General features: G+C 61.5%; 12 protein-coding genes and 3 pseudogenes. 11 read left to right on the forward strand and 4 right to left on the reverse strand.

The window, feature by feature from the left end:
* The first annotated feature begins 936 nt into the window (after positions 1-936).
* From EJ071_RS07675 to EJ071_RS07705, 7 genes and pseudogenes are all read left to right on the forward strand, one after another.
* A complete protein-coding gene (locus EJ071_RS07675; RefSeq protein ID WP_024505644.1) occupies positions 937-1,260 on the forward strand; it encodes a DUF736 domain-containing protein in 324 nt (107 codons plus the stop codon).
* A gap of 181 nt (positions 1,261-1,441) precedes the next feature.
* Positions 1,442-1,711: a helix-turn-helix domain-containing protein gene (locus EJ071_RS07680; protein ID WP_024505645.1), complete on the forward strand. Its 270-nt coding sequence runs from the start codon at positions 1,442-1,444 to the stop codon at positions 1,709-1,711.
* The gene (locus EJ071_RS07685) at positions 1,708-2,256 is read left to right on the forward strand and encodes a S26 family signal peptidase (protein WP_024505646.1); all 549 of its coding nucleotides are present in this window, start codon (positions 1,708-1,710) and stop codon (positions 2,254-2,256) included. Before EJ071_RS07680 ends, EJ071_RS07685 begins: the two co-directional genes overlap by 4 nt.
* The gene (locus EJ071_RS07690; RefSeq protein ID WP_024505647.1) at positions 2,244-2,927 is read left to right on the forward strand and encodes a lytic transglycosylase domain-containing protein; all 684 of its coding nucleotides are present in this window, start codon (positions 2,244-2,246) and stop codon (positions 2,925-2,927) included. The genes EJ071_RS07685 and EJ071_RS07690 overlap by 13 nt, the downstream gene beginning before the upstream one ends.
* Before the next feature lie 178 nt (positions 2,928-3,105).
* On the forward strand, positions 3,106-5,076 hold the full coding sequence (gene rlxS, locus EJ071_RS07695; protein ID WP_024505648.1) for a relaxase/mobilization nuclease RlxS: 1,971 nt from the start codon (positions 3,106-3,108) through the stop codon (positions 5,074-5,076).
* Positions 5,077-5,431: 355 nt separating this feature from the next.
* Entirely contained in the window at positions 5,432-6,418 is a 987-nt protein-coding gene (locus EJ071_RS07700) for an ATP-binding protein (protein WP_126057775.1), read from the forward strand.
* A 17-nt stretch (positions 6,419-6,435) separates the two neighbouring features.
* A pseudogene (locus tag EJ071_RS07705) lies at positions 6,436-8,904 on the forward strand (S8 family peptidase).
* Positions 8,905-9,136: 232 nt separating this feature from the next.
* Here the strand turns inward: EJ071_RS07705 and EJ071_RS07710 are convergent.
* From EJ071_RS07710 to EJ071_RS07725, 4 genes are all read right to left on the reverse strand, one after another.
* A complete protein-coding gene (locus tag EJ071_RS07710) occupies positions 9,137-10,666 on the reverse strand; it encodes an E2 ligase fold family C protein (RefSeq protein WP_126057776.1) in 1,530 nt (509 codons plus the stop codon).
* A 3-nt stretch (positions 10,667-10,669) separates the two neighbouring features.
* A complete protein-coding gene (locus EJ071_RS07715; RefSeq protein WP_245454736.1) occupies positions 10,670-11,056 on the reverse strand; it encodes a Mov34/MPN/PAD-1 family protein in 387 nt (128 codons plus the stop codon).
* A 98-nt stretch (positions 11,057-11,154) separates the two neighbouring features.
* Positions 11,155-11,772 (reverse strand): putative metal-binding protein, encoded by a 618-nt coding sequence (locus EJ071_RS07720; RefSeq protein WP_126057778.1) that lies wholly within the window; start codon positions 11,770-11,772, stop codon positions 11,155-11,157.
* Positions 11,765-12,061, reverse strand: a complete 297-nt coding sequence (locus EJ071_RS07725) for a DUF2604 domain-containing protein (RefSeq protein ID WP_126057779.1) — start codon at positions 12,059-12,061, stop codon at positions 11,765-11,767. Before EJ071_RS07725 ends, EJ071_RS07720 begins: the two co-directional genes overlap by 8 nt.
* 311 nt (positions 12,062-12,372) lie before the next feature.
* Here EJ071_RS07725 and EJ071_RS39015 point away from each other — a divergent pair.
* The 4 genes and pseudogenes from EJ071_RS39015 to EJ071_RS07740 all read left to right on the forward strand — a co-directional run.
* Positions 12,373-12,612: pseudogene (locus EJ071_RS39015) on the forward strand (hypothetical protein); the annotation flags it as partial.
* Positions 12,601-13,524 (forward strand): annotated as a pseudogene (gene fni / locus EJ071_RS07730) (type 2 isopentenyl-diphosphate Delta-isomerase); the annotation flags it as partial. The pseudogenes EJ071_RS39015 and fni, both read left to right, overlap by 12 nt.
* A 515-nt stretch (positions 13,525-14,039) precedes the next feature.
* Entirely contained in the window at positions 14,040-16,346 is a 2,307-nt protein-coding gene (locus EJ071_RS07735; RefSeq protein WP_126080685.1) for a S9 family peptidase, read from the forward strand.
* A gap of 833 nt (positions 16,347-17,179) precedes the next feature.
* Entirely contained in the window at positions 17,180-20,701 is a 3,522-nt protein-coding gene (locus EJ071_RS07740; RefSeq protein ID WP_245454737.1) for a Ulp1 family isopeptidase, read from the forward strand.
* Positions 20,702-20,773 lie beyond the last annotated feature (72 nt).

The raw sequence follows: 20,773 nt of genomic DNA on the forward strand, positions 1-20,773 counted from the left end.
TTGAAGACGAGCTGCGAAAAAGAGAAAGATGTGTTTGATGGCTGCGGCCCCAACGGTGCCTTCAGATTTGAGATCACTTCCGCCGCGAGCGGCTGAAGCTCCTCGCAACGTCAAATCGAATCTGCTGCCAAGCCTCCAGGAAAGGAGAGCATTGCTCATCTCGCGCTTGTGCATGCAGTCAACCTTCGATCCGTGTTGCCACATCAAGAGCAAATGCCGTGCCAAAGCTCACTGGGAAGTGAACGCATGGCTCTCCCTGAAAACCTCACAAATCCAGCATGGTCAATTGTGCGGAACCCGACATGCGTCTTCTGCCACTGTCAGCTTTCGGACAGGCATGACGCGTTTCGCGCCGACCACCGGTCGATCGGTTTTGGGGCCGGTCTGTTCGCCTCATAAGAGCGCGTTACATTGCGTAGCGGTTTCCCGAGCGCCGCCACATGACACTGGACCTGCAGGTAGCACCGGCTTCTCATCCAGCCTTACTTTGGCCCCCTCGCGTATCAAATTCCCGCTGGCGAGCCCTGCTTTCATAGATCGCACCATGCCGGATGTCTGCTCTGGCGCCCGACCCGCTGGCACGATCTCGATCCGGCATAAGGGCGCAGCATCTTTGCAGGCCGTTTCATCCCGGCGTCCTGCTTGGCTGACAGACCGCACTTGGCGAGCGGTCTCCATGCTCTCTCCAAGGACCATCCCTGCGGCTGGCTTGTCGACCTATGGGCGGGTCCGGCCGCCCGAAACCCTCGCGCCATCAGCTTTTTTCCCCGCCGCCTGCGGCGGCTTCCTCGCGCCGCTTCGCTCACAAAAAAGCTGCCCGCTCGGGTCCTTCACTGTCGCTGCGGCCCTGTCGGATTCAGGCGGTCCTGACGCGCCCATTACGGTGCGCCATCGCAGGGGATGGTCCCCGGCGAAACCACAAAAGGAGACTTCGAAATGACCGCGATCGGTTACGTCAACAAGCAGGAAAACGGCGCCTACAAGGGCCAGTTCAAGACGCTCAGCGTCCGCGCCGACATCGATATCGTCCCCAACCAGGCCAAGAGCGCCGATAACCATCCCGACTTCCGGGTGCTTACGCAAGGGGTCGAAGTCGGCGCTGGCTGGATCCGCACCGGCGAGACTTCCGGCAAGGATTATGTGAGCCTGTCGATTGCAGCGCCGGAGTTCGGACCGCGCAAGCTCTACGCCAATCTCGGCCGAGCCGCCGGCCAGGACGATCACGACACCTACGCCATCATCTGGAACCCGGCCGACTGACCGGCCGAGATAAGAGCCTCGCGCCGCAGCCCCGGCGCGGGGCTCATTCCCAGGAGTTCCACCCAAACCCCGTCCGCCCTAAAGGGCGGCGAAAACTCTCCCCCGACTCTTCGCCCGTCCCCGAGACGATCTCCCTCGCCCATCCTCGCCCTCGCTTGTCCGAAGCGAAACGAGGATCATCATGGACGACGAAAACGAACGCGCGGCCCGCGCGAAAAAGGGCAGCCCGTTTCTCAGCACAGCCCAAGCCGCCTTCTATATCGGGCTCTCCCAGCGCACGCTCGAAAAGATGCGGCTCAAGGGCGGCGGCCCGAAATTCCGCAAGCACGGCCGCTATGTCCGCTATCACATCGACGAACTCGACCATTGGTCGAAAGGACACCCGCAGCACTCCATCGCCGGCGATGGCAAGGCCGGTTCCGGCCAGGGCGGCACGGGAGGCCGTTCATGAGGCGGCGCCCTTCCATCCATCTGATCGGCAGCCGCCTGAGGCGTGTTCGAGCCCGTAAGACGGTCGCCTTGGCCGCGGCCGGTCTCGGTCTTTTGGGCTTCACGGCGCTGGGAAAGCCCGCCCCTTGGCTGGTCTGGAACGCCTCGGCCAGCGCGCCGATCGGCCTTTACCGCATCGCTGCGGGAGCGCTGGCGCGTGGCGATCTCGTGCTCGTGCGCCCGCCTGAATACGCGGCGTATCTCGCCGCCGAGCGCAGCTATCTGCCTCGCAATGTGCCGCTGGCAAAACGTCTTGCAGCGCTGCCGGACGATAATGTCTGCGCCTTCAATGACGCCATCATCATCGGCGGCGACATCGTCGCGCGCCGGCTCAAAATCGACGCCGAAGGCCGACCTTTGCCATGGTGGAACGGCTGCCGAGCGCTCGGGGATAACGAGGTTTTCCTGCTCGGCAGCGACAAAAACCGCTCCTTCGACAGCCGCTATTTCGGGCCTGTTCCCACTCAAAATGTCATCGGGAGGCTCGTACCACTATGGACCGAGTGACCCTCCTCTTGTTGGGCATGATCGCCATTGCGCCATGCGCCTGTTCCGCCTCGACCGGCGCTGAGCCGGTCGCCATCTCCCAAAGTCCGCAGCTGCGAAAGTGGCAGACGTTGGTATCGGAAGCAAGCCGGCGCTTCCATATTCCCCAAGCCTGGATCTATGCCGTCATGGCTGCCGAAAGCGGCGGCAAGACAATGCGCGGCGGCCGCCCCATCACCTCCCCCGCTGGCGCCATGGGCCTCATGCAGGTGATGCCCGGCACCTATGAAGAGATGCGGGTCGAACACGGCCTTGGGCCTAACCCCCACGATCCGCGCGACAATATCCTGGCCGGCACGGCCTATCTCAGTGCCATGTATGACCGCTTCGGATTTCCTGGCCTGTTTGGCGCCTACAATGCCGGTCCCGAGCGCTACGACGAGCATTTGAAGCGTGGCAAACCGCTGCCAGAAGAGACCGTCGAGTACCTCGACCAACTCAAGGCGGCCGGAGTTTCGGCGGCCGACATCGAGGCGTTCGAAAGCCAATCTGTCGCTCCAAAGGCGCAAATCGCTCCTCTCGGACGGTCGCTGTTCTTCATTCATGACGGTGTTCACTCAGGCGTGCGAAACGGCGATCTCTTCGTGCCGCTCGGCAAGGACGGCGCGCAGCCGAAGGAGCCGGTGCGTTAGCCATGGCGGACGGGGGCGCGTCTGGCGGGGCTGGGCGCGGAAGGCAAGATAAAGGTACCGCCTCCAGGAGGCGGTTAAATCTTTGTCTGCACATCGTTTTTCCGGGAGGCTGCCGCCGGTGCCAAGAGGGTTTGACGTGTAAGTGTCTGATTTTGCTTGATATGTCTGGGAGGCTCGCATTAAGGATGACGAGTTCAGGCCGAAGCTCGGCAAAATCGGGTCGCGCGGCTCGAAGGCCGGCAAACGCTATGCCGGCCAGGTTCGTGCGGCGATCAACCGGGCTGGCGGCCGGCCGCAACGCGGTGGTCGCTTCACAGGAAGCCGGACAGGGCGCGGCGGGGCGGCCGCCGCACTGCTGAAATCGCGCGACCGGTATGCCGCCTTCCGCCAGCGCCGGGTGATCGTCAAGGCGCGGGTCGTCAAGCTCGCCGGCAAGGGCGCGGACGGGGCGCGTGCCCATCTACGCTATCTTCAGCGCGACGGGGTCACCCGCGAAGGTGAACCTGGCGAGCTCTACGGCGCCGACAGCGGCCGCGTCGACGGCAAGGCGTTCATCGATCGCGCGGACGGCGACCGCCATCAGTTCCGCTTCATCGTCGCTGCCGAAGACGGCATCGAGTACGACGACCTCAAGGCGCTGACGCGGCGGCTCATGGCGCAGATGCAGGAAGACCTCGGCACGAAGCTCGACTGGGTCGCGGTCGATCATTTCAACACCGGCCACCCGCACAGCCACATCATCGTCCGTGGCAGGGACGACCGTGGCGAGAACCTGGTCATCGCGCGCGAATATATCTCATCTGGCATCCGCGAGCGGGCGGCCGAGCTGGTCAGCCTCGATCTCGGTCCGCGAACCGACCGCGAGATTGAGCTTCGCCTGCGCCGGGAAATGGAGCAGGAACGCTTCACCAGCATCGACCGTCGGCTGCTCAGCATGCGTGATGATGACGGCCTGGTCTCGCCGGGCGGTCCCGACGCCATTCGCCAGACGCTGCACCAGGGACGGCTGCGCAAGCTCGAGCGGATGGGTCTGGCCGCGGAGGTCGGCGCTGGCTCCTGGCGCCTCGACGATGAGCTCGAAGCCACGCTGCGCCGCACCGGCGAACGCGGCGACATCATCAAGACCATGCACCGCGAACTGACCGGCAAGGGGCTTGCCCGCAGGGCCGCCGACTGGGTGATCCACGATCGATCCGGCGAGCCCGTCCAGTCTCTCGTCGGTCGCGTTGTCGCGCGTGGACTGGCCGACGAGATCAATGACCGCCATTACATGATCGTCGACGCCGTCGACGGTAAGAGCCATTGGATCAACATCGGTAGAGGCGAGGCGATGGAAACGATGCCTAATGGCTGCATCGTGCGTGTCGCGCCAAGGAACACCGAGCCGAGGCAGGTCGATCGTACCATCGCCGAAATCGCCGCCGCGCATGGCGGCCGTTACGACGTCGATATGCACCTGAAGCATGACCCATCCGCCACCGAGAGCTTTGCGCGAACGCATGTGCGGCGGCTGGAGGCGATCCGCCGCGCGACCGGCGGCGTCGAGCGAGAGCCGAACGGCACCTGGCTCATCGCGCCGGACCATCTCGATCGCGTCGCGAATTATGAGGGCCAGCGGGCCAGGGCCGAGCCTGTCGTTGCCGACAAGCTCTCCTCAATGGCGCTGGAGCGACAGGTCAGCTTCAACGGCGCCACCTGGCTCGACCGGGAGCTGGTTGCCGATAGACCCGAGCCTTTGCACGGATCCGGCTTCGGCCGCGACGTGAGAGAGGCGCAAGCTCGCCGGCGGCAGTGGCTGATCGCGCAAGGCCTCGCGCATAAAGAACAGGATGGGATCGTCTATCGAGCCAACATGCTTTCGATCCTGCGCCAGCGAGAACTGAACCGTGTTGCTGGCCAACTGTCGGAGGAACTTGGCCTGCCCTATGCCGAAGCGCGATCCGGAGGACGAGTAGAGGGTACGCTCCGCCGCTCCGTCGAGCTTGCCAGCGGAAAATATGCCGTCGTTGAAAAGTCGCGCGAGTTCACGCTGGTGCCATGGCGGCCGGTGCTTGAGCGCCATGTGGGCAAGGAGGTCTCCGGTGTCGTAAGTGGGGAGGGGATTTCATGGACCGTCGGCCGGCAAAGGAGCGGACCTGGTGTTTCGTGAGATGGTGTACAGCTTTTTAGCCAGCGGCGCGGGCAGCCATGCGAGCCCGCGTAGACCTTATGGCCGCACGCCCGCAATCGGTCGCATGGACCTGCCAGGCGGGGCGGCTTTGGAGCGTTCGGACCCGACACGCTGCGTGAGTGGCCAGACTTCGAGCGCTCGAAGATGCGGACTGTTGTCTGCTGGCCGGCGTTATTCCGGCTGGCCTATGACCGCGGCGCAACAGTTCACCGCTGAAGTTGCCACGGGCGAACATCGACAAGAGAAAAAACACCATTGCGCGATACAAATCGCCGTTGAAAGCGTTTAGGTTGCATGCGCTTCGCCAAGTAAACGGATACCCCAGAAGAGAGCCATGACCACGGCCCGCCATATCGTGACGCTGCTTAAAAGCCACATTGCCGGCGACGAGGATCGTTTCCTCTCTATCGCGATGCAGCTTGCTGCGCATGAGGCACGTCAAGGCCATGGTAAGCTTGCTCAGGAGCTCAAGGATCTGGTCGACGCAGCCAAGAGCAGGGACGCCCGGATTGTCAAGAGCAGTCGGCCGGTTCCCCTTTTTCAGCCAAAGGGCGAGCTCGCAGGGCTCCTGCATGTGCGCTATCCGGACCTGCGACTGACCGACATGATTTTGCCGGACAGTCTGCGCTCGCGCCTGCACCGCGTGCTGGGAGAGCAGCGCCAACAAGCAAGCTTGCGCGAGCACGGGCTTGTTCCCCGTCGCAAACTGCTTCTGGTCGGCCCGCCAGGATCAGGCAAGACGATGACCGCATCGGCATTGGCCGGGGAGCTTCATCTGCCCCTTTTCACGATCGTCCTCGATGGTTTGATCACCAAGTTCATGGGAGAGACTGCCGGAAAGCTGCGGCTTGTTTTTGATGCAATGCAGGCGACGCGGGGCGTCTACTTCTTTGACGAATTCGATGCCATCGGCGCGCGTCGAGGCGAACGCCAGGATGTTGGCGAGATTCGGCGCGTGCTGAATTCGTTTCTGCAGTTTCTCGAGCAAGACGACAGCCACAGCCTGATTATTGCGGCAACAAATCATCCCGAGCTGCTCGACAGAGCTTTGTTCCGCCGTTTCGACGATGTCATCGAATACGCCGTGCCCGATCGGCCGATTATAGAGGCGCTGCTTCGGGCTCGACTCGACCGCTTCGACACCAGAGGGCTTGCCTGGAACGAGGCGATCTCTCAGGCAGAGAGACTGTCGCAGGCCGAGATCACGCGCGCGGCCGACGACGCTGCAAAAACCATCATATTGCGGGGGGGGAAGCGGATCACCTCGGAAGCGCTCATCGACGCTCTGAAGGAACGCCGGCAGGCGTCGCTGTTTGAGTAGCGACAGCACAGATCATAATGGCAGACGATTTTCCGCGCGACCGCGCCCATATCCACCTTCGCAACAACGGCATTCGGGAAGCCTATCGGCGGCCCAACCAACTTATACATGCACCGCCGCTGCCGGCGCGTGATCGGGCGTCGCATGCTGCGGCCTTGACGCAATCCATCGAACAAGCGGTCGAAAGTGCACGCCAGCAGATTGCGGCGCGTGACCCCCAGCTGTCGGTCGGCACGCCTGGCTTTTACCTCGCGATCGATCTGCCCATGTCCGGACGGGCGGCCCTCGACCAGTTGGCCGATCGTCGCCAGCACATGGAGCTGGTCGCCGTCCATGAGCCAACTCAACCCGGTGCTCCCATCACAGCGTCGGTGTTCCTGCCGCAAAGCGCGCAAGCCTATTATTTGCGGAAAGTCGAGGCGTATCGAGACGTTGATACTGACCGCGGCAGACCGCGCAACGAGCCGCTCGTCTCCCGCATGGAGACAGTCAGGCTGGCGACTGCACGATCGTTGTTTACCGACCACGACGACCTCTTCCCCCAGGCCGCTGACGAGCAGGTGTGGTGGGAAGTCTGGCTGCGCGACGGTCGCCGCGAGAACTTCGAGCACATTGCCGAAGCCCTGAACATCACTTTGCGCACGCATGCGGTTAGGTTTCCGGAGCGGGTGGTCATGCTGGCCCTCGCCAGCACGGCAATGCTCGACCGCATGATTGCGCACAGCGATGTCGTCGCCGAGCTGCGGCGCGCGAAGGATACGCCGTCCTTCTTCCTGGGCCTTGGCGGCGCGGAGCAAAGGGACTGGAGCGACGAGCTTCTCGGGCGCGTCAGACCGCCTCAATCCGATATTGCGGTCTGCATTCTCGACAGCGGCGTGCGTCGCACCCACCCGTTGATCGAACCCGCACTTGCCGTTTAAGACTGGCACACCGTCAAACCGGCATGGGGCAGCGACGACACACCTGCGTGGAGCGGCCACGGGACGCGAATGGCAGGTGTCGGCCTGTACGGTGATCTGGTCCCGCTCCTGGTCGGAGGCGATCCAGTTCCATTGCCCTTTCGGCTGGAGAGTGTTCGTATCCTTCCGCCAGAAGACGAGGCAAACGATCCAGAACTCTATGGCGCGATCACCGCGGAAGCGATCGCCCGCGCCGAGGTGCAGGCGCCGGAGCGCCGCCGCGCGATCGCAATGGCTGTGACAAGCGCCAGTCCGGCGCGTGGAAGGCCCACATCGTGGTCTGCCGCTATCGACCAACTCTGTTTCGAAGAGGAACAGCGACGCTTGATCGTTCTCTCTGCCGGCAACATCGGCGATGACCTCATGCCGGCCGAGCATTTGACGCGCAACGATCTGGAAGCAGTCGATGATCCTTCTCAGGCCTGGAATGCGCTGACGGTCGGCGCTTTCACAGAAAAGGTCGATATCATTGACACCGACTTTTCGGGCTACGCTCCGATCGCGCCGGTCGGCGAGCTCTCGCCGCGCAGTCGCACTTCGGTCGTTTGGGACAGGCAGTGGCCGGTGAAGCCCGAGGTCGTCTTCGAAGGCGGCAATCTCGCCCATGACGGTGTGTTGCCCGGCGAGCCGATCGACGATCTGCAGATATTGACCACTTTCTGTCGACCCGAACTGCGCCACTTCACCACCCTCGGAGATACGAGCGCGGCAACGGCCCATGCCGCACGGATGGCGGGACTAATTCTATCAGCGCGCCCCGAGCTGTGGCCTGAATCGGTTCGCGCCCTGATCGTCCACTCGGCCGAATGGACTCCGGCGATGCGCGCACGCATCGATGCGTGCAACGGAGCGAAGGGCGAGATCCAGGCGCTCGTGCGGCGCTATGGTTACGGCGTGCCAGATCTTGGGCGCGCGCTTCTGTCAACGGTGAACGACCTCACGCTTATCGTTGAAGATGAGCTTCAGCCTTTCCAGCGCGAGGGCGGCGCGGCTGCCAAAACGCGTGACATGAAGCTGCATCGCCTGCCTTGGCCGAAGGAGCAGCTCGCGGCGCTCGGCGCTGCCCAGGTCGAGCTCCGCGTCACGCTGTCCTATTTCATCGAACCCAACCCCGGTGAACGCGGATGGACCCGCCGGCATCGTTACGCGTCCCATGGTCTTCGGTTCAGAGTAAAGTCAGCGACCGAGACAGTCGACGAATTCCGAGCCCGCATCAATCAGGCCGCTCGGGACGAGGAGGAAGGGGCGCCTGCTGGAGGCGGAGAAGAGTGGCTGCTCGGCACCTTCCGCGATCGCGGCTCGTTGCACGCCGATTTCTGGTCGGGCAGCGCCGCCGATCTCGCCGAGCGTGACGCGATCGGCGTGTTCCCGGTCGGGGGCTGGTGGAAGGAGAAGCCTTACCTGGAACGCGTCGACGCTCTGGCTCGGTACGCCCTGATTGTGACGATTCGGGCGCCTGGGGTCGATGTTGACATCTTCACACCCGTCGAAGCAGCCCTGACTGTCGAGACGTCGGTCGAGACCTGATGCAGCACTGTCCAAACCGGCCAACAACGGAGGTTTGACCAGCCTCTGGTGCCATGGCGGCTGGTGCTGGATCATCACGTCGGCACGGGATCATGCGCGGAGGACGATAGGCCGGCAAAGGAGCGGGCCAAGCGTGTCATAATGGCGCCCATGGTCACGCCCACAAGCCGCGCCCCCTGCGTCTACGGAGAGGTGCGCGTCTGCTTAGGCGGCCGAGACATCGCTTACCTGATCAACGCGCTCCGTATTTGCGCCTGTAAGCGGCAATGAAATCGTCGTCGCTACAGATGCAGCGGCCGCTGGAGTCCTTGGCCTTCGGATCGTGCAAGTGAGAGCCAAGGGGGCGCAGAAGATTCACCCGAGTGCTCGTCGTCGGGCTCATGGGAAACCCCGCACTATGCTTGACCAAATCCGCGGCAAGCATAATCCCGGCAAGCACCGACTGAAAGGCCATCGGAACCACAGTTCGAACGCGGCGACTTCCTTCGCTAAGCTGGAACACCAGACCGCCGCAGATAGCCTGCTGATAAAAGGAGCGCAGGGGCTGGCCGACAAACGGGGCTAGCGGTTCAAACGGCACAGCCATCGCTGTAGCCACGCGAACTACAAAGTCGTTGGGAACTCCGGCATTTGTCTGCAGGAGCGTTTTCACCTGCTCGTGTGCTTCCGGTATTCCGAGTTCCTCGGCAATCAGCTGGTGCTCGTCCTTGGATTTTCCGGATGGCAGGTACATGCAACAAAGGCAAGCCTGGCCGTCATCGAAACCATGCCGGGAGATACCGAGATCGTGCTCCTGCATCCAAGCGTTTGCGATCCATCGCGGCAGTGCACCTTGGACAGCCAGACGGTCGGCGGCGGTGTCAAGCGCCACACCCACTTGGTCTAAGACCCAATTGCCCCGGCGCGCAACATATTCTGCCCACGTCAGAGGGTGCGCCTCGACCTCAAGGCCAGTCGATCTAAGGGCGGTGGCTGCAAGAACCGCCTTGGACATACCAATCTCCGCCTGGCCGGCCAATGCGTAGCGCTGCAGGTTTGAGAGTTCGATCGCTTCGTGATCGATTACATGCAGACGACCCTTGAGATCGGGTTGTCTCGCTAGCGCCCAAAGCGAGCCATGGCCTATCGCACCGAGCCCAACGAGGTGGGTTTCGCCAAGGTCGACTGGGAAGTCGATCGGGCCAGCCTCCCCGGCTTTGGTCTTGTCGTAGCTGCATAGCGAGAGGTCGATGGTTTCGTCCAACTCGGCGCCGGTCAACTGGGCGGCGAAGATAGTTCGAAAGACGTTGGCGGCGCCGAAGCAACTGGCGGCGCCAGCTCCAAAAGGCAGCAGACTTGGGCCAGAGCCCACCGGGTCCGTACGCGACAGCTTTGCCGCCCAACCGTCCGATCCCACGAAAAAGATCGGGCACCGGAGTGATGGGCGCGTTACCCCTGCAACGACGCAGACGGTGGCAGACTTGCCGGAACGCCGGATGCCGACTTTTGGATTGATCGACTTTGCCAAGCGCTCCAGCGCTTGGGCTTGAGAGCTCGCCGCGCTGTCCAGCGGGAGTATCGCCAGAACCGGGTAGAGCCTAGCGAGCAATCTCACCGCAAGATCTAGTGTCGCCTGGCCTTCGGCGCAGGAAGCGGCCTGATGGTCGAAGGCGACTGCCACGACCTGCTTTTCAAGAGCTGCTTTGAAGTCTCCCAGATGAAAATCGGCCAGGACCTGAGATGCCGCCGTGGCGGCACGATCGATGAAGTTAGCGAATGCCATTGTTCAACTCGATATCATGATCATTCGCGACAGTGCCGCGGGAGGGAGCGCATTCCATTTGGCCTTTTCGTCAAGCCGATAGGCGGCGACCCGAGCAAAATCGAAAGGCTCGCGGGCGAAATTCGGCACTACCAGCGACAGACACCCAACCGTGGTAGCAACCGCATAAGCGTCGTCCGTCGTCGAATGGTAGGCGCGGCCCGGATGGCTGTGAATCTGGGCCAAGAGTTTCAGGCCGCTTTTGTAGAGCCAGACATTGAGCCGGTGCAGTTCTTCGGCCGCAACGATCACGCAAACGCCATCGTTTGTCCGAATGTGACGCTGCGCCGGGATAACCGTCTCTGTTACGGCAAAGTGCCGGTCTTGCTGAACGCCGACCCAGAGCGCCATCCCCTCATTGCCTTCGCGACCAACTGAGCGCAGATGCCCATGCGTGGTCGAGATGCAGCCGCGCGGGAGAGTCACGATCGTTACATCTCTCAAACCAGTCATTCTTGTATCGCCTGAGGGGATACCACCATTCCTACGATTGCCGGTGGGAGTTGAATCTGCAACTGCTCTATAGGAATGATTCCGTACTTGATGATCTTGTCCAGGATGAAGGCCAAACAGCCTTCGCCAGAACCCCGATGAAGTAGCCATGGATCACCTGAATGGGCTGGATTGTCGTGGTATTCCCGGACGCCCGCCATGCACAGGAATGGTTCGTCCTCGGGACTGTTGGCCTGGATGAAGTCCGTCAGCGGCACGGCGTTCTGCTGGATGAGAGCTCCTATCATCTCCGGCGGCGTTCCGGGCAGCGGCGGACGTCTAAGCATTTTCAGGTATAGATCTTTCCGGGCAATCGGATGACGCGTAAACGGATCGACGAAGACCACGGACGGTGGTCTTAAGTCGTAGTCGGTGAAGTCGACCTCGCTCGCTGCGCTGATCACCCGTGGTTTTAACTTGAGGCTTGCGAAAATGAAGAAAGCGCGCGGAAAGGTCGCCTCGATCAAGAAGCAGCCCTGAGCCCGATAGACATCAGCATATGGCCGGAACCGGCCGATCTCCCGATCAAACTTCGCTCGGGAGACCTCCGGATCCACACTTTGGGGTTTAGGCACCTGCGACGCCCGCCTTCAGGCTGAGGAACAGGGTCACAGTATTCGGGAAACCGAAATCGCCAAGCTTCTTGTCGACGTCGAGCAAGTTGCCGGCCTCATCCTTCAATTCCCAATTCTCGGCTGGTTGGGCGACATTCTGCGTGTTCTCAAGGGCTTTGGTACGAATGACGTGAAGCGGCTGGTTGGGATTGGCTTCGACCTGCGTGGGCTGGCCGTTCACCACCATCGTGATCTCGATCTTGCCCGGCCCGCCGCCGTGATTATCGCCCTTACCCGAATCCTTCGACATTGTCCTACTCCTGTGGCTTGCCAACCGTCCCACGCCCTGGCGCCCACCTGCGAGTGAGACCGGCGGTCTTCAATCGTTCACCCGGCGCCACGGCCGCGAGTACGCGAAAGACAGGGGATAAGCTACCGAATCGGTGCTTGCCTTCTTTTATGGGTGACTTGAGCCGCAAGTAAATGGTCTCAAATTGCTCCTCACAACTATAATCGATTATAGCAATGCGAAAATATTGGCGACACGCCTATTCATCTGCTCTCTCACTCGCCTGCTCCGTGCTTGGCAAGGGGAGCTTTGACTGCGTCACGCGTCCCCCAATCCTGCAACGCATTCACCCGAGCCTGCGCGACACCAGCGCCCGCACCGGCCGTGATCCGCAGAACGAAACGCTGATCGTGGCGTTCTATCGCGAACTGGCGCTGCTGTTCTGGCTAGACGATTGCAACGACGTTGGCCTGATCGCGCCGGAGCAGCTCGCCGCCGTGGAGCAGGCGCTGGGGCACGGCGTACCGTGCGTTCTCTCCGGATTCGAGGGCTGCGCTCAGCTGCGCGCTTCGCTGGTGCTGGATCGGCGAACGGCGCCGGCCACGGTGGCCGCTGGCTGGGAGTACATCCATTTCGAACACTGCGCACTGCCCGAGTTGGACCTGACGCAGATCGACCTGCGCGCCTCGCTGCTGGGCAAGGCTATGCGCGCGCCGCTGCTGATCAGCTCTATGGCCGGCGGCATGCCACGGGCCGAGGCCATCAACCGGCATTTGAGCGAGGCAGCGCAAGCCTTGCGGATCGCCATGTGCGGTTCGCAGCGTGTGAGCCTGCAATCCCGTAACTCCCAGGGGCTAACGCGCGCGCTGCGCCGCCTGGCGCCAGACATTCCCTTGCTGGCCAATATCGGCGCCGCGCAACTGCGGGAGGCCGACGGCCTGGACCTGGCGCGTCGCGCGGTGGACGCGCTGGAGGCCGATGGGCTCATCGTCCATCTCAATCCGCTGCAGGAAGCGGTACAGCCGGGAGGGCGACCGCGACTGGCGCGGCGTCCTGGCGCTGATCGCTGGCGCCGCGCGCATCGTGGGCGTGCCGATCGTGGCCAAGGAAGTGGGGGCGGCCTGTCCGCCTCGGTGGCCTGTGCGCTCGTCGAGGCGGGCGTGGCGGTAATCGATGTCGCCGGCGCCGGCGGCACCAGTTGGGCCGCAGTGGAGGGCGAGCGCGCCCGCAATGCCGCCGACCGTGCAGTGGCGATGTCATTCGCCAATTGGGGGATTCCCACCCTGACCAGCGTGCAGGCGGTGCGTCGGGCGCTGCCAACGGTGAAGCTGATCGCGTCGGGCGGGATCCGCGATGGCGTCGACGTGGCCAAGGCCATCCGCCTGGGCGCGGACATCGCCGGGCAGGCGGCCAGCGTGCTGGGCGCGGCGACAGTGTCCACCGAGGCCGTTGTCGCGCATTTCGAGATCGTCATCCGCCAGTTGTTGGGTCACCATCAAACCAATTTGACGCCCCGGGACAATATCGTCCGGCATTGTCCGGTGTGCGACGATGTTGGGGATGCGACATAGGCGGATTGCCGTGTATTAAACCGCTTTTCCTTTGGCACGCATATTGCGCCCTATCGGTAAACCTCGTCATGGGCCGGCGGCAATCGCTCGGAGATTGTCGAAATAGCACAATCTGCCGGGGTGACATCCGGCCCGACTAGAGCAGGACCTTTCAGATGATGCAGAAAAGCAAGCGGCCATACTCGCGGGGAAATAGTCGCGTCAGGGCTGCATGGACGCTCTTTCCTGGTTGTTTCGGCGACGGACGCCAACTCTTCAATCGGCACCCGAACCAGTGCCTGGATGTCCAAGGAGCGCCCCTGTTGCGCGTGCCTGGCTGCACCCGCGTGCTGGCTCTCCTCCAAGGCGACGCTCGGCGCTGCTGCAGACCGGCGACGAGAACCCAACTTCAAAATTAGCATTCCGAAAACCGAAAGAAGTGAACAGGTATGTCCAGGATCGGCGCTTTGACGCGCGCGGCATGGCGATCGGCAACTCAGACGCTGGCCAAGGGTTCGAAAAGTTTACACCCGACGCTAGCGCCGGCCGATTTCAAGCGCGCACTTACGATCAACGATCGATATGGCGGGCTCACTGTCAATGTCCCCAAAATGCCTTTCTGGCTGACCGGGGGTGAAGCCTTCGTCTACCGCCGGACTAGCCACGGCGAGCAGCAGTTCATGCAGGTCGATGCTGCCACGGGTTTCAAGCGGCCCGCTTTCGATCAGGCGCGTCTGGCGGCAGCGCTAAACAAGGTGAGCCATGAGAGCTATCAAGCCGGCAATCTTCCGTTCGACCGTTTCGAACTGAGTGAGGATGGTCGCAGGCTCGACTTCCAGATTGAAGACACCCGGTGGAGCTGCGACCTTGCAAGCTATGACTGTACCAGCACCACATTCGATGCAAGGAAAGGGGACCGTAGGGAGCTCAGCCACCGCTACACGCCGCCAGCGGAGAACAACCCCGACAAGAGCAACGCGTCGCCCGACGGCAAATGGATCGCCTATATCAAGAACTGCAACGTTTTCCTGCGCAGCGAGGACGGATTGCAGGATGTTCCTCTGAGCCGGGACGGAGCCGAAGGCAATTGCTACGTCTTTTCGACGCTGAGCTGGTCGCCGGACTCGCGCCACCTCGCCGCTTACCTTGTTCGCCCCGGCTATAGGCGAGAGGTCCGCTACCTCAATTCATCGACGGACCAGTTGGAGCGGGAATATTCAACAATATTCTATCCCAGGCCGGGCGATGTCCTTCCGCTGCCCCAACCAGTCCTGTTCGACATTGCCGGCCGGCGCCAGATCGTGATTGACGGTGCCCTCTTCTCGAACGTCTTCGAACTTTCCCCTCTCCGGTGGTGGGCGGACAGCCGCGGCTTCACTTTCGAATATAACCAGCGCGGGCATCAGCTCTATCGCTTGGTCGAGGTAGACGCCGCCTCGGGCCGCGGGCGCTCCCTGATCGATGAGACCAGCGAGACATTCGTGGATTATTTGCCGCTGGGGCATGGCCAGGAGGATGCCGGAAAAATCTTCCGTTACGATGTCGATGACGGGAAGGAGATCATCTGGGCATCAGAGCGCGACGGGTATGAGCATTTGTATCTTTTCAACGGCCGGACAGGCGCGCTCGAAAACCAGATCACCCGAGGTGAGTGGGTCGTCCGGAGGGTCAACCATGTCGATCCGGTGAAGCGTCAGATCTGGTTCGAGGCGAGCGGGATGAACTCGCAGGAGGACCCCTATTGGGTCCATGCTTACCGCATCGGCTTTGACGGCAAGGGACTGACTGCACTGACGCCCGAACCGGCCAACCACCATATCGAGTTCTCGCCTGACAGGCGCTATTATGTCGATCTCTGGTCACGCATCGATCTGCCCCCGCGCATGGCACTCTACCGCGCCAGCGACAATGCCAAGCTCCAGCAGATCGAGACGGCCGACATTTCCGAGCTCGTCGCCGCAGGCTGGCAGCCGCCGCTCAGTTTCCATTCCAAGGGGCGCGACGGCAAAACTGACATCTGGGGTGTGCTCCACCTGCCAGCCAACTTCGACCCGACGAAGAAATACCCGGTTGTGGAGAATATCTATGCTGGACCCCACGGCTCCTTCGTCCCAAAATCCTTCTCGCGGTGGACAGAGCCGCTCACGCAGCTGGGCTTCGTCGTTGCTCAGATCGACGGCATGGGCACCAACAACCGCTCCCGCGCCTTCCATGATGTTGCTTGGAAGAATCTGAAGGACGCAGGATTTCCCGATCGCATTCTGTGGCACAAGGCGGCGGCCGCGCAATATCCATGGTACGACATATCCAACGTCGGCATTTTTGGCGCATCCGCCGGCGGCCAGAGTGCAGTCAGCGCGCTGCTCTTTCACCCCGATTTCTACAAGGTCGCCGTCGCCAAAAACGGCTGCTTCGACAACAGGATAGACAAGACCTGGTGGAATGAACTGTGGATGGGGTGGCCGGTCGGCATTGAATATTCGCAATCCTCCGCCGTTGACAATGCTCACAGGCTGCAGGGCAAGCTGATGATCGCGGTCGGCGAAATGGATGATAATGTCGATCCGTTTTGCTCGTTCCAGCTTGCCGATCGACTCATCAAGGCAGGAAAAGATTTTGACATTGTCTACGTTCCTGGTGCCAATCACCATACTCTAGGCACCTACACCGAGCGCAAACTCCTAGACTTCTTCGTTCGCAACATTCTCGGTCAGACCCCGCCCGACTGGAACAGCAAACCGATCGAGCTGGAGTAGCTTGTGGCTCTTGCAATTGTTAGCTCGCCTTATCGGCTGTAATCAGGGCGAGGCGCGAGCAAATCTGCACCGAAGGACGATCGTGGAGTCTAGGACTTGCGCTGCGTATTGAGGATAGGCTCGCCGCGACGTTGGTCTGAGCAAACTGCTTGATAGGCACGCCTGCAGACCGCGTGTGTGCGATTGCAAGATCCCCTATCAGCCTGGTGTGAAGCGTTCAGGGGAAAAGCCGCACCCAACGCCGCTTCCGCTCGCCGTAACGCTACGGCGGTGCGGCCCACCCGATCCGCTCGACGAGCATAGGAACACATAGGTCCCCGAACGGACGATTACCTTGGCAATAGAAGACCCTCGTCGGTCATCGCCGCTGTGGGTGGCAGCCCGTCGGTCTGGAGCTGCCACGATTCTCATCCTCGCGTCACATATGAGCTGAAGCTTTCCGGATCGGGTATCCAATCGGCATCCAGTTGCTCGGCGATATGGTTGAATTCTACCTCAGGACAAGAGTGAGTAGAGCAGCCCCGCTACGAAAATCCTATCCTGGTTCGTTTGACGCATCGACTATTCAGATTGATTGGCGTGATACCCGGCGCGGCCGCAACACGCTAGGCCGTCAACCGCTGAGCAGAAAACCAGCCTTCGCCTTCCGCGGCGGCGGACCTCGTCAGCCTTTCGAAAGCTTGCCTGAGTAGGTTGCTCATGTGATCTGTGGAAGTGAGGCTAGCGTGCACCCGTACAAACTGGACATTCATCGTAGCAGCTTGGCTGCAGGTGCAGCACGCCGTACCGCACGAGCAAGCGGACAAGCCGGCCAAGCCGGTTTTGAGCAGCACTTGGGCGAATTGCAGGCGGCGGATGAGTTGATGAGTGCACCAGGCGAGGATGTCCTCGTCAATGGCTCGCATGGCAAAGGTGAGTTGAGACCAACGAAGAGGCAGAGGATCCAAAGCAATCTGCAGCATGCTGTCACTGAGCGGCAACCAGGTCAGGTTGGTGACTCAGGCGCTCGCGCGATGATGCAACTCCCTGCCCATCAGGTGGGTACATCGGAACGGGAGGCGCAGCTCGCGATGCAGGGGGATGAGCACGAATACACCCCAGCGCCGCATCTCGATGGGTCGATGCCCTCGACAGTGCAGCCGGATCGTCCAATTGTGGCCCCCGACGGTGCCGACAAGCGTCCTGTTTATTCCAACGATGCCACCGCCATCGAAGGGCTGAAGTCTGCACTCCTTGCGGGTAAAGCCAGGCCGGACACGGTCACTCGCAGCGCAAATTCTCTTTTCGGCTTTAGTCGTTGGCTCTTTCAAAACAAAAAGCCAGGGTTTGCTGCTCGGCTTTACCATCCGTCGCTGAGCCAGGATCTCGAGGAGTACGAGAGTAGGGGTGGTTCCTCCACAGTGGCTGGCGCACTGCGTCAACTGATGAAGCCGATAGGCGGAGCCGCCCCGATTGTGGGTCGCGCTGTCCTGAACCCCCATCCTGACGACGCCGCGCTCACTAGACATTTCAGATCCGCGAGCGGCTACGCAACTGCTCTTAACCATTTCAGTCATTACCTACGTCAAAATGACAAGCTCGGGATTGCGGGCCGGATTTACGATGAATCGCTGGATAAAGATGTTGAGAGCTACAAGGCCGCCTCCTCTACTCGTGGAGCTCCGATCGAATCTGCACTGGTTTATATCCGCAAGCACCCGCCGCGCGTTATACTCGGGAGTCATCTGGAAAACGCGGTCAGCATGGAGGCTCGTCCCCGTGGCGACGCTGCTCAGCATACCGCACCACAGCAGGGATTCGATTGGCCAGAGGAGCTCCTGCCGGTAGGTTATAAGGAGGGCACCGATCTACCATTGTCTCTCGCCCCAACCGCGCACCAACACCAAGCACCCGACTTTGGAGAGGCCGTCCCTCACTTGAACTGGCGCCACGGCGACCAGGGCGCCCCGGAGGGGCTGGTAGCTGCACGGGACAGGAGCAGCCCGCTGCCAAGCGAGGCGGTGCCACATAAATCTGGACGGGGACTCGCTACGCAGCCCAGATTGTGGGCGGAGAAATCCGCCTCGCCAGAGCTCTTTCGACGGCGGGCGGAGCAGGCTCTGCCGGCGTCCGCCAGAGGTGTGGAGACATCCTCCGCGGTTGATGAAGCCGCCGCTCGCCAAGCTTTGGCTTGGTTGCAGCAGGAGATGGAGGGGATCGAACCGATGCAGGATCCTCATAAGGTGGCTACACCGGAATCTGAGGCGCAGCTCGTCAGGCAGAGGGATGAACACGAATCCACCCCAGCACCGCATCCCGGAGGTGGTGGTTCGATGTCCTCGACAGTGCAGCCGGATCGTCCAATTGTAGTCCCCAACGGTTCCGACAAGCGTCCTGTCTATTCCAACGATGCGACCGCTATCGAAGGGCTGAGGGCAGCATTCCACGCGGGTAAGGCCAGCGCGAACACGGTCACTTTCAATGTAAATTCTCTTTTCGGCTTTAGTCGGTGGCTCCTTCAAAACAACAAGCCAGGGTTTGCTGCTCGGCTTTACCATTCGTCGCTGGATCAGGATCTCAAGGAGTACGAGAGTACGGGTGGTTCCTCCACCGTGGCTGGCGCACTGCGTTACCTCAAGAAGTCGACAAGCGGAGCCCCGATTATGGGTCGCCCTCTCGTGATCCCCTATCCTGACGATGCCGAGCTCATTAGAGATTACAGAGCCGCTTCGACCAAGGAGTACCTGGCAGCGCCTGCGACCGGACGGAATCCAGATACCGTGGGCGGCTATACAAATTTTCTTAGACATTTTAGCCAGTATCTGCGTCAAAATAACAAGCCTGGGATTGCCGCTCGGATTCACGACAAATCGCTGGATAAAGATGTTGAGAGCTTCAAGGCTGTCTCCTATGGTAATAGACTAAGTATCGGTTCTGCATTGGCTCACCTCCGGGATATCCTGCCGCGCATTGTGCTCGGGCGCGAAACTGTCCTTGCTGCTCATCCGGCAGACGCAGTCACCAGGCGCGTTGGGGCCGCTGCTGAAGCTGGGCCAGCGGCACCGGCAAGAGCTCCCCAACCCGCCTCGCCAGCAACCGCTAAGCTGCCAGGCACCTACCGCGGCCTTCCACTGGTTGATGTGACCACACTGACGACCAGTTCCTCTGGGGCTCAGATCGGGGCGCTCGATCCGACAGCCCCGTCCAACGTTGCAACGGGGCGGGTGCTCGGCGCCGCCGAATGGCTGAGCGACGCCCATGTCCAGAGAGATTACAATTTGCTGGAGCGGCAACTGCAGGGGATCAATCCGGCGCTCGCTGCCCGGACTCGGCTGGTGGATCCTTCCGTATCCCATCTACTGCGACACACGTCGCCGCAAGACGCTCGAGGCATATTGCAGTCCATCTATAATCAAAACAACGCCACAGCCGACTTCCTGTTCTTGCCAGTGAATAATGGCACGGCTACTAGCCCCGGCACCCATTGGTCGCTGCTGCTCGTTGATCGCCGCGACCCCGAAAGGCGGTTCGCCTATCACTACGACTCCCTCCAGCGAGAGGGATATAACGACGTGCCTGCAAAACAGCTCGCAGGACTGCTGAATGCTACCTTGGCGCCAGCCCCCATGGCCAGACAGACGAACCATTATGATTGCGGCGTATTTGTCCTGGAGGGCACGTGGGCGCTGGTTGAACGATTGGTGAAAGGGCAGCGGCCAGACCACGAGCCGCTGCCCCTCGACAACCTCGTTGCCGATCGGCAGGCGCTGCAAGACCGGCTAAGGAGGCGCTTGCCGCACGAGGAAGAGCCGCGGCAGCTGCTGGAGGATGAACCCGCCTCCCCACCGATGATGGCATTCGAGCCAGGGGAACTGCGGCAACTGTTGGAAGACGAGCCTGACTCCCCACCAATGATGGCGTTCGAGTCAGGGGAACTGCGGCAACTGTTGGAAGACGAGCCTGCCTCCCCACCAATGATGGCGTTCGAGTCAGGGGAACTGCGGCAACTGTTGGAGGACGAGCCTGCCTCCCCACCAATGATGGCGTTCGAGCCAGGGGAACTGCGGCAGCTGTTGGAGGATGAACCCGCTTCCCCACCGATGATGGCGTTCGAGCCAGGGGAACTGCGGCAGCTGTTGGAGGATGAACCCGCTTCCCCACCGATGATGGCGTTCGAGCCAGGGGAACTGCGGCAACTGTTGGAAGACGAGCCTGCCTCCCCACCAATGATGGCGTTCGAGCCAGGGGAACTGCGGCAACTGTTGAATGATGAGCCTGCCTCCACTTGGGCACAAATCAATTCGACCCCACATGCGCGAGCGGACGGTGTTCATCAGCCAGCCCAGGCGCCCTGGCTCCCTGAACGCAGAAGATAACTTTGCGGAGGAGCGGTCACGCAACTGTCGGCGGCGCCGGGCCTCAGGGTGAATGGAGAGGATGGTGTCGCG

It is taken from the genome of Mesorhizobium sp. M1B.F.Ca.ET.045.04.1.1, from assembly GCF_003952465.1.
In the GTDB taxonomy this organism is placed as follows: Bacteria; Pseudomonadota; Alphaproteobacteria; order Rhizobiales; family Rhizobiaceae; genus Mesorhizobium; species Mesorhizobium shonense.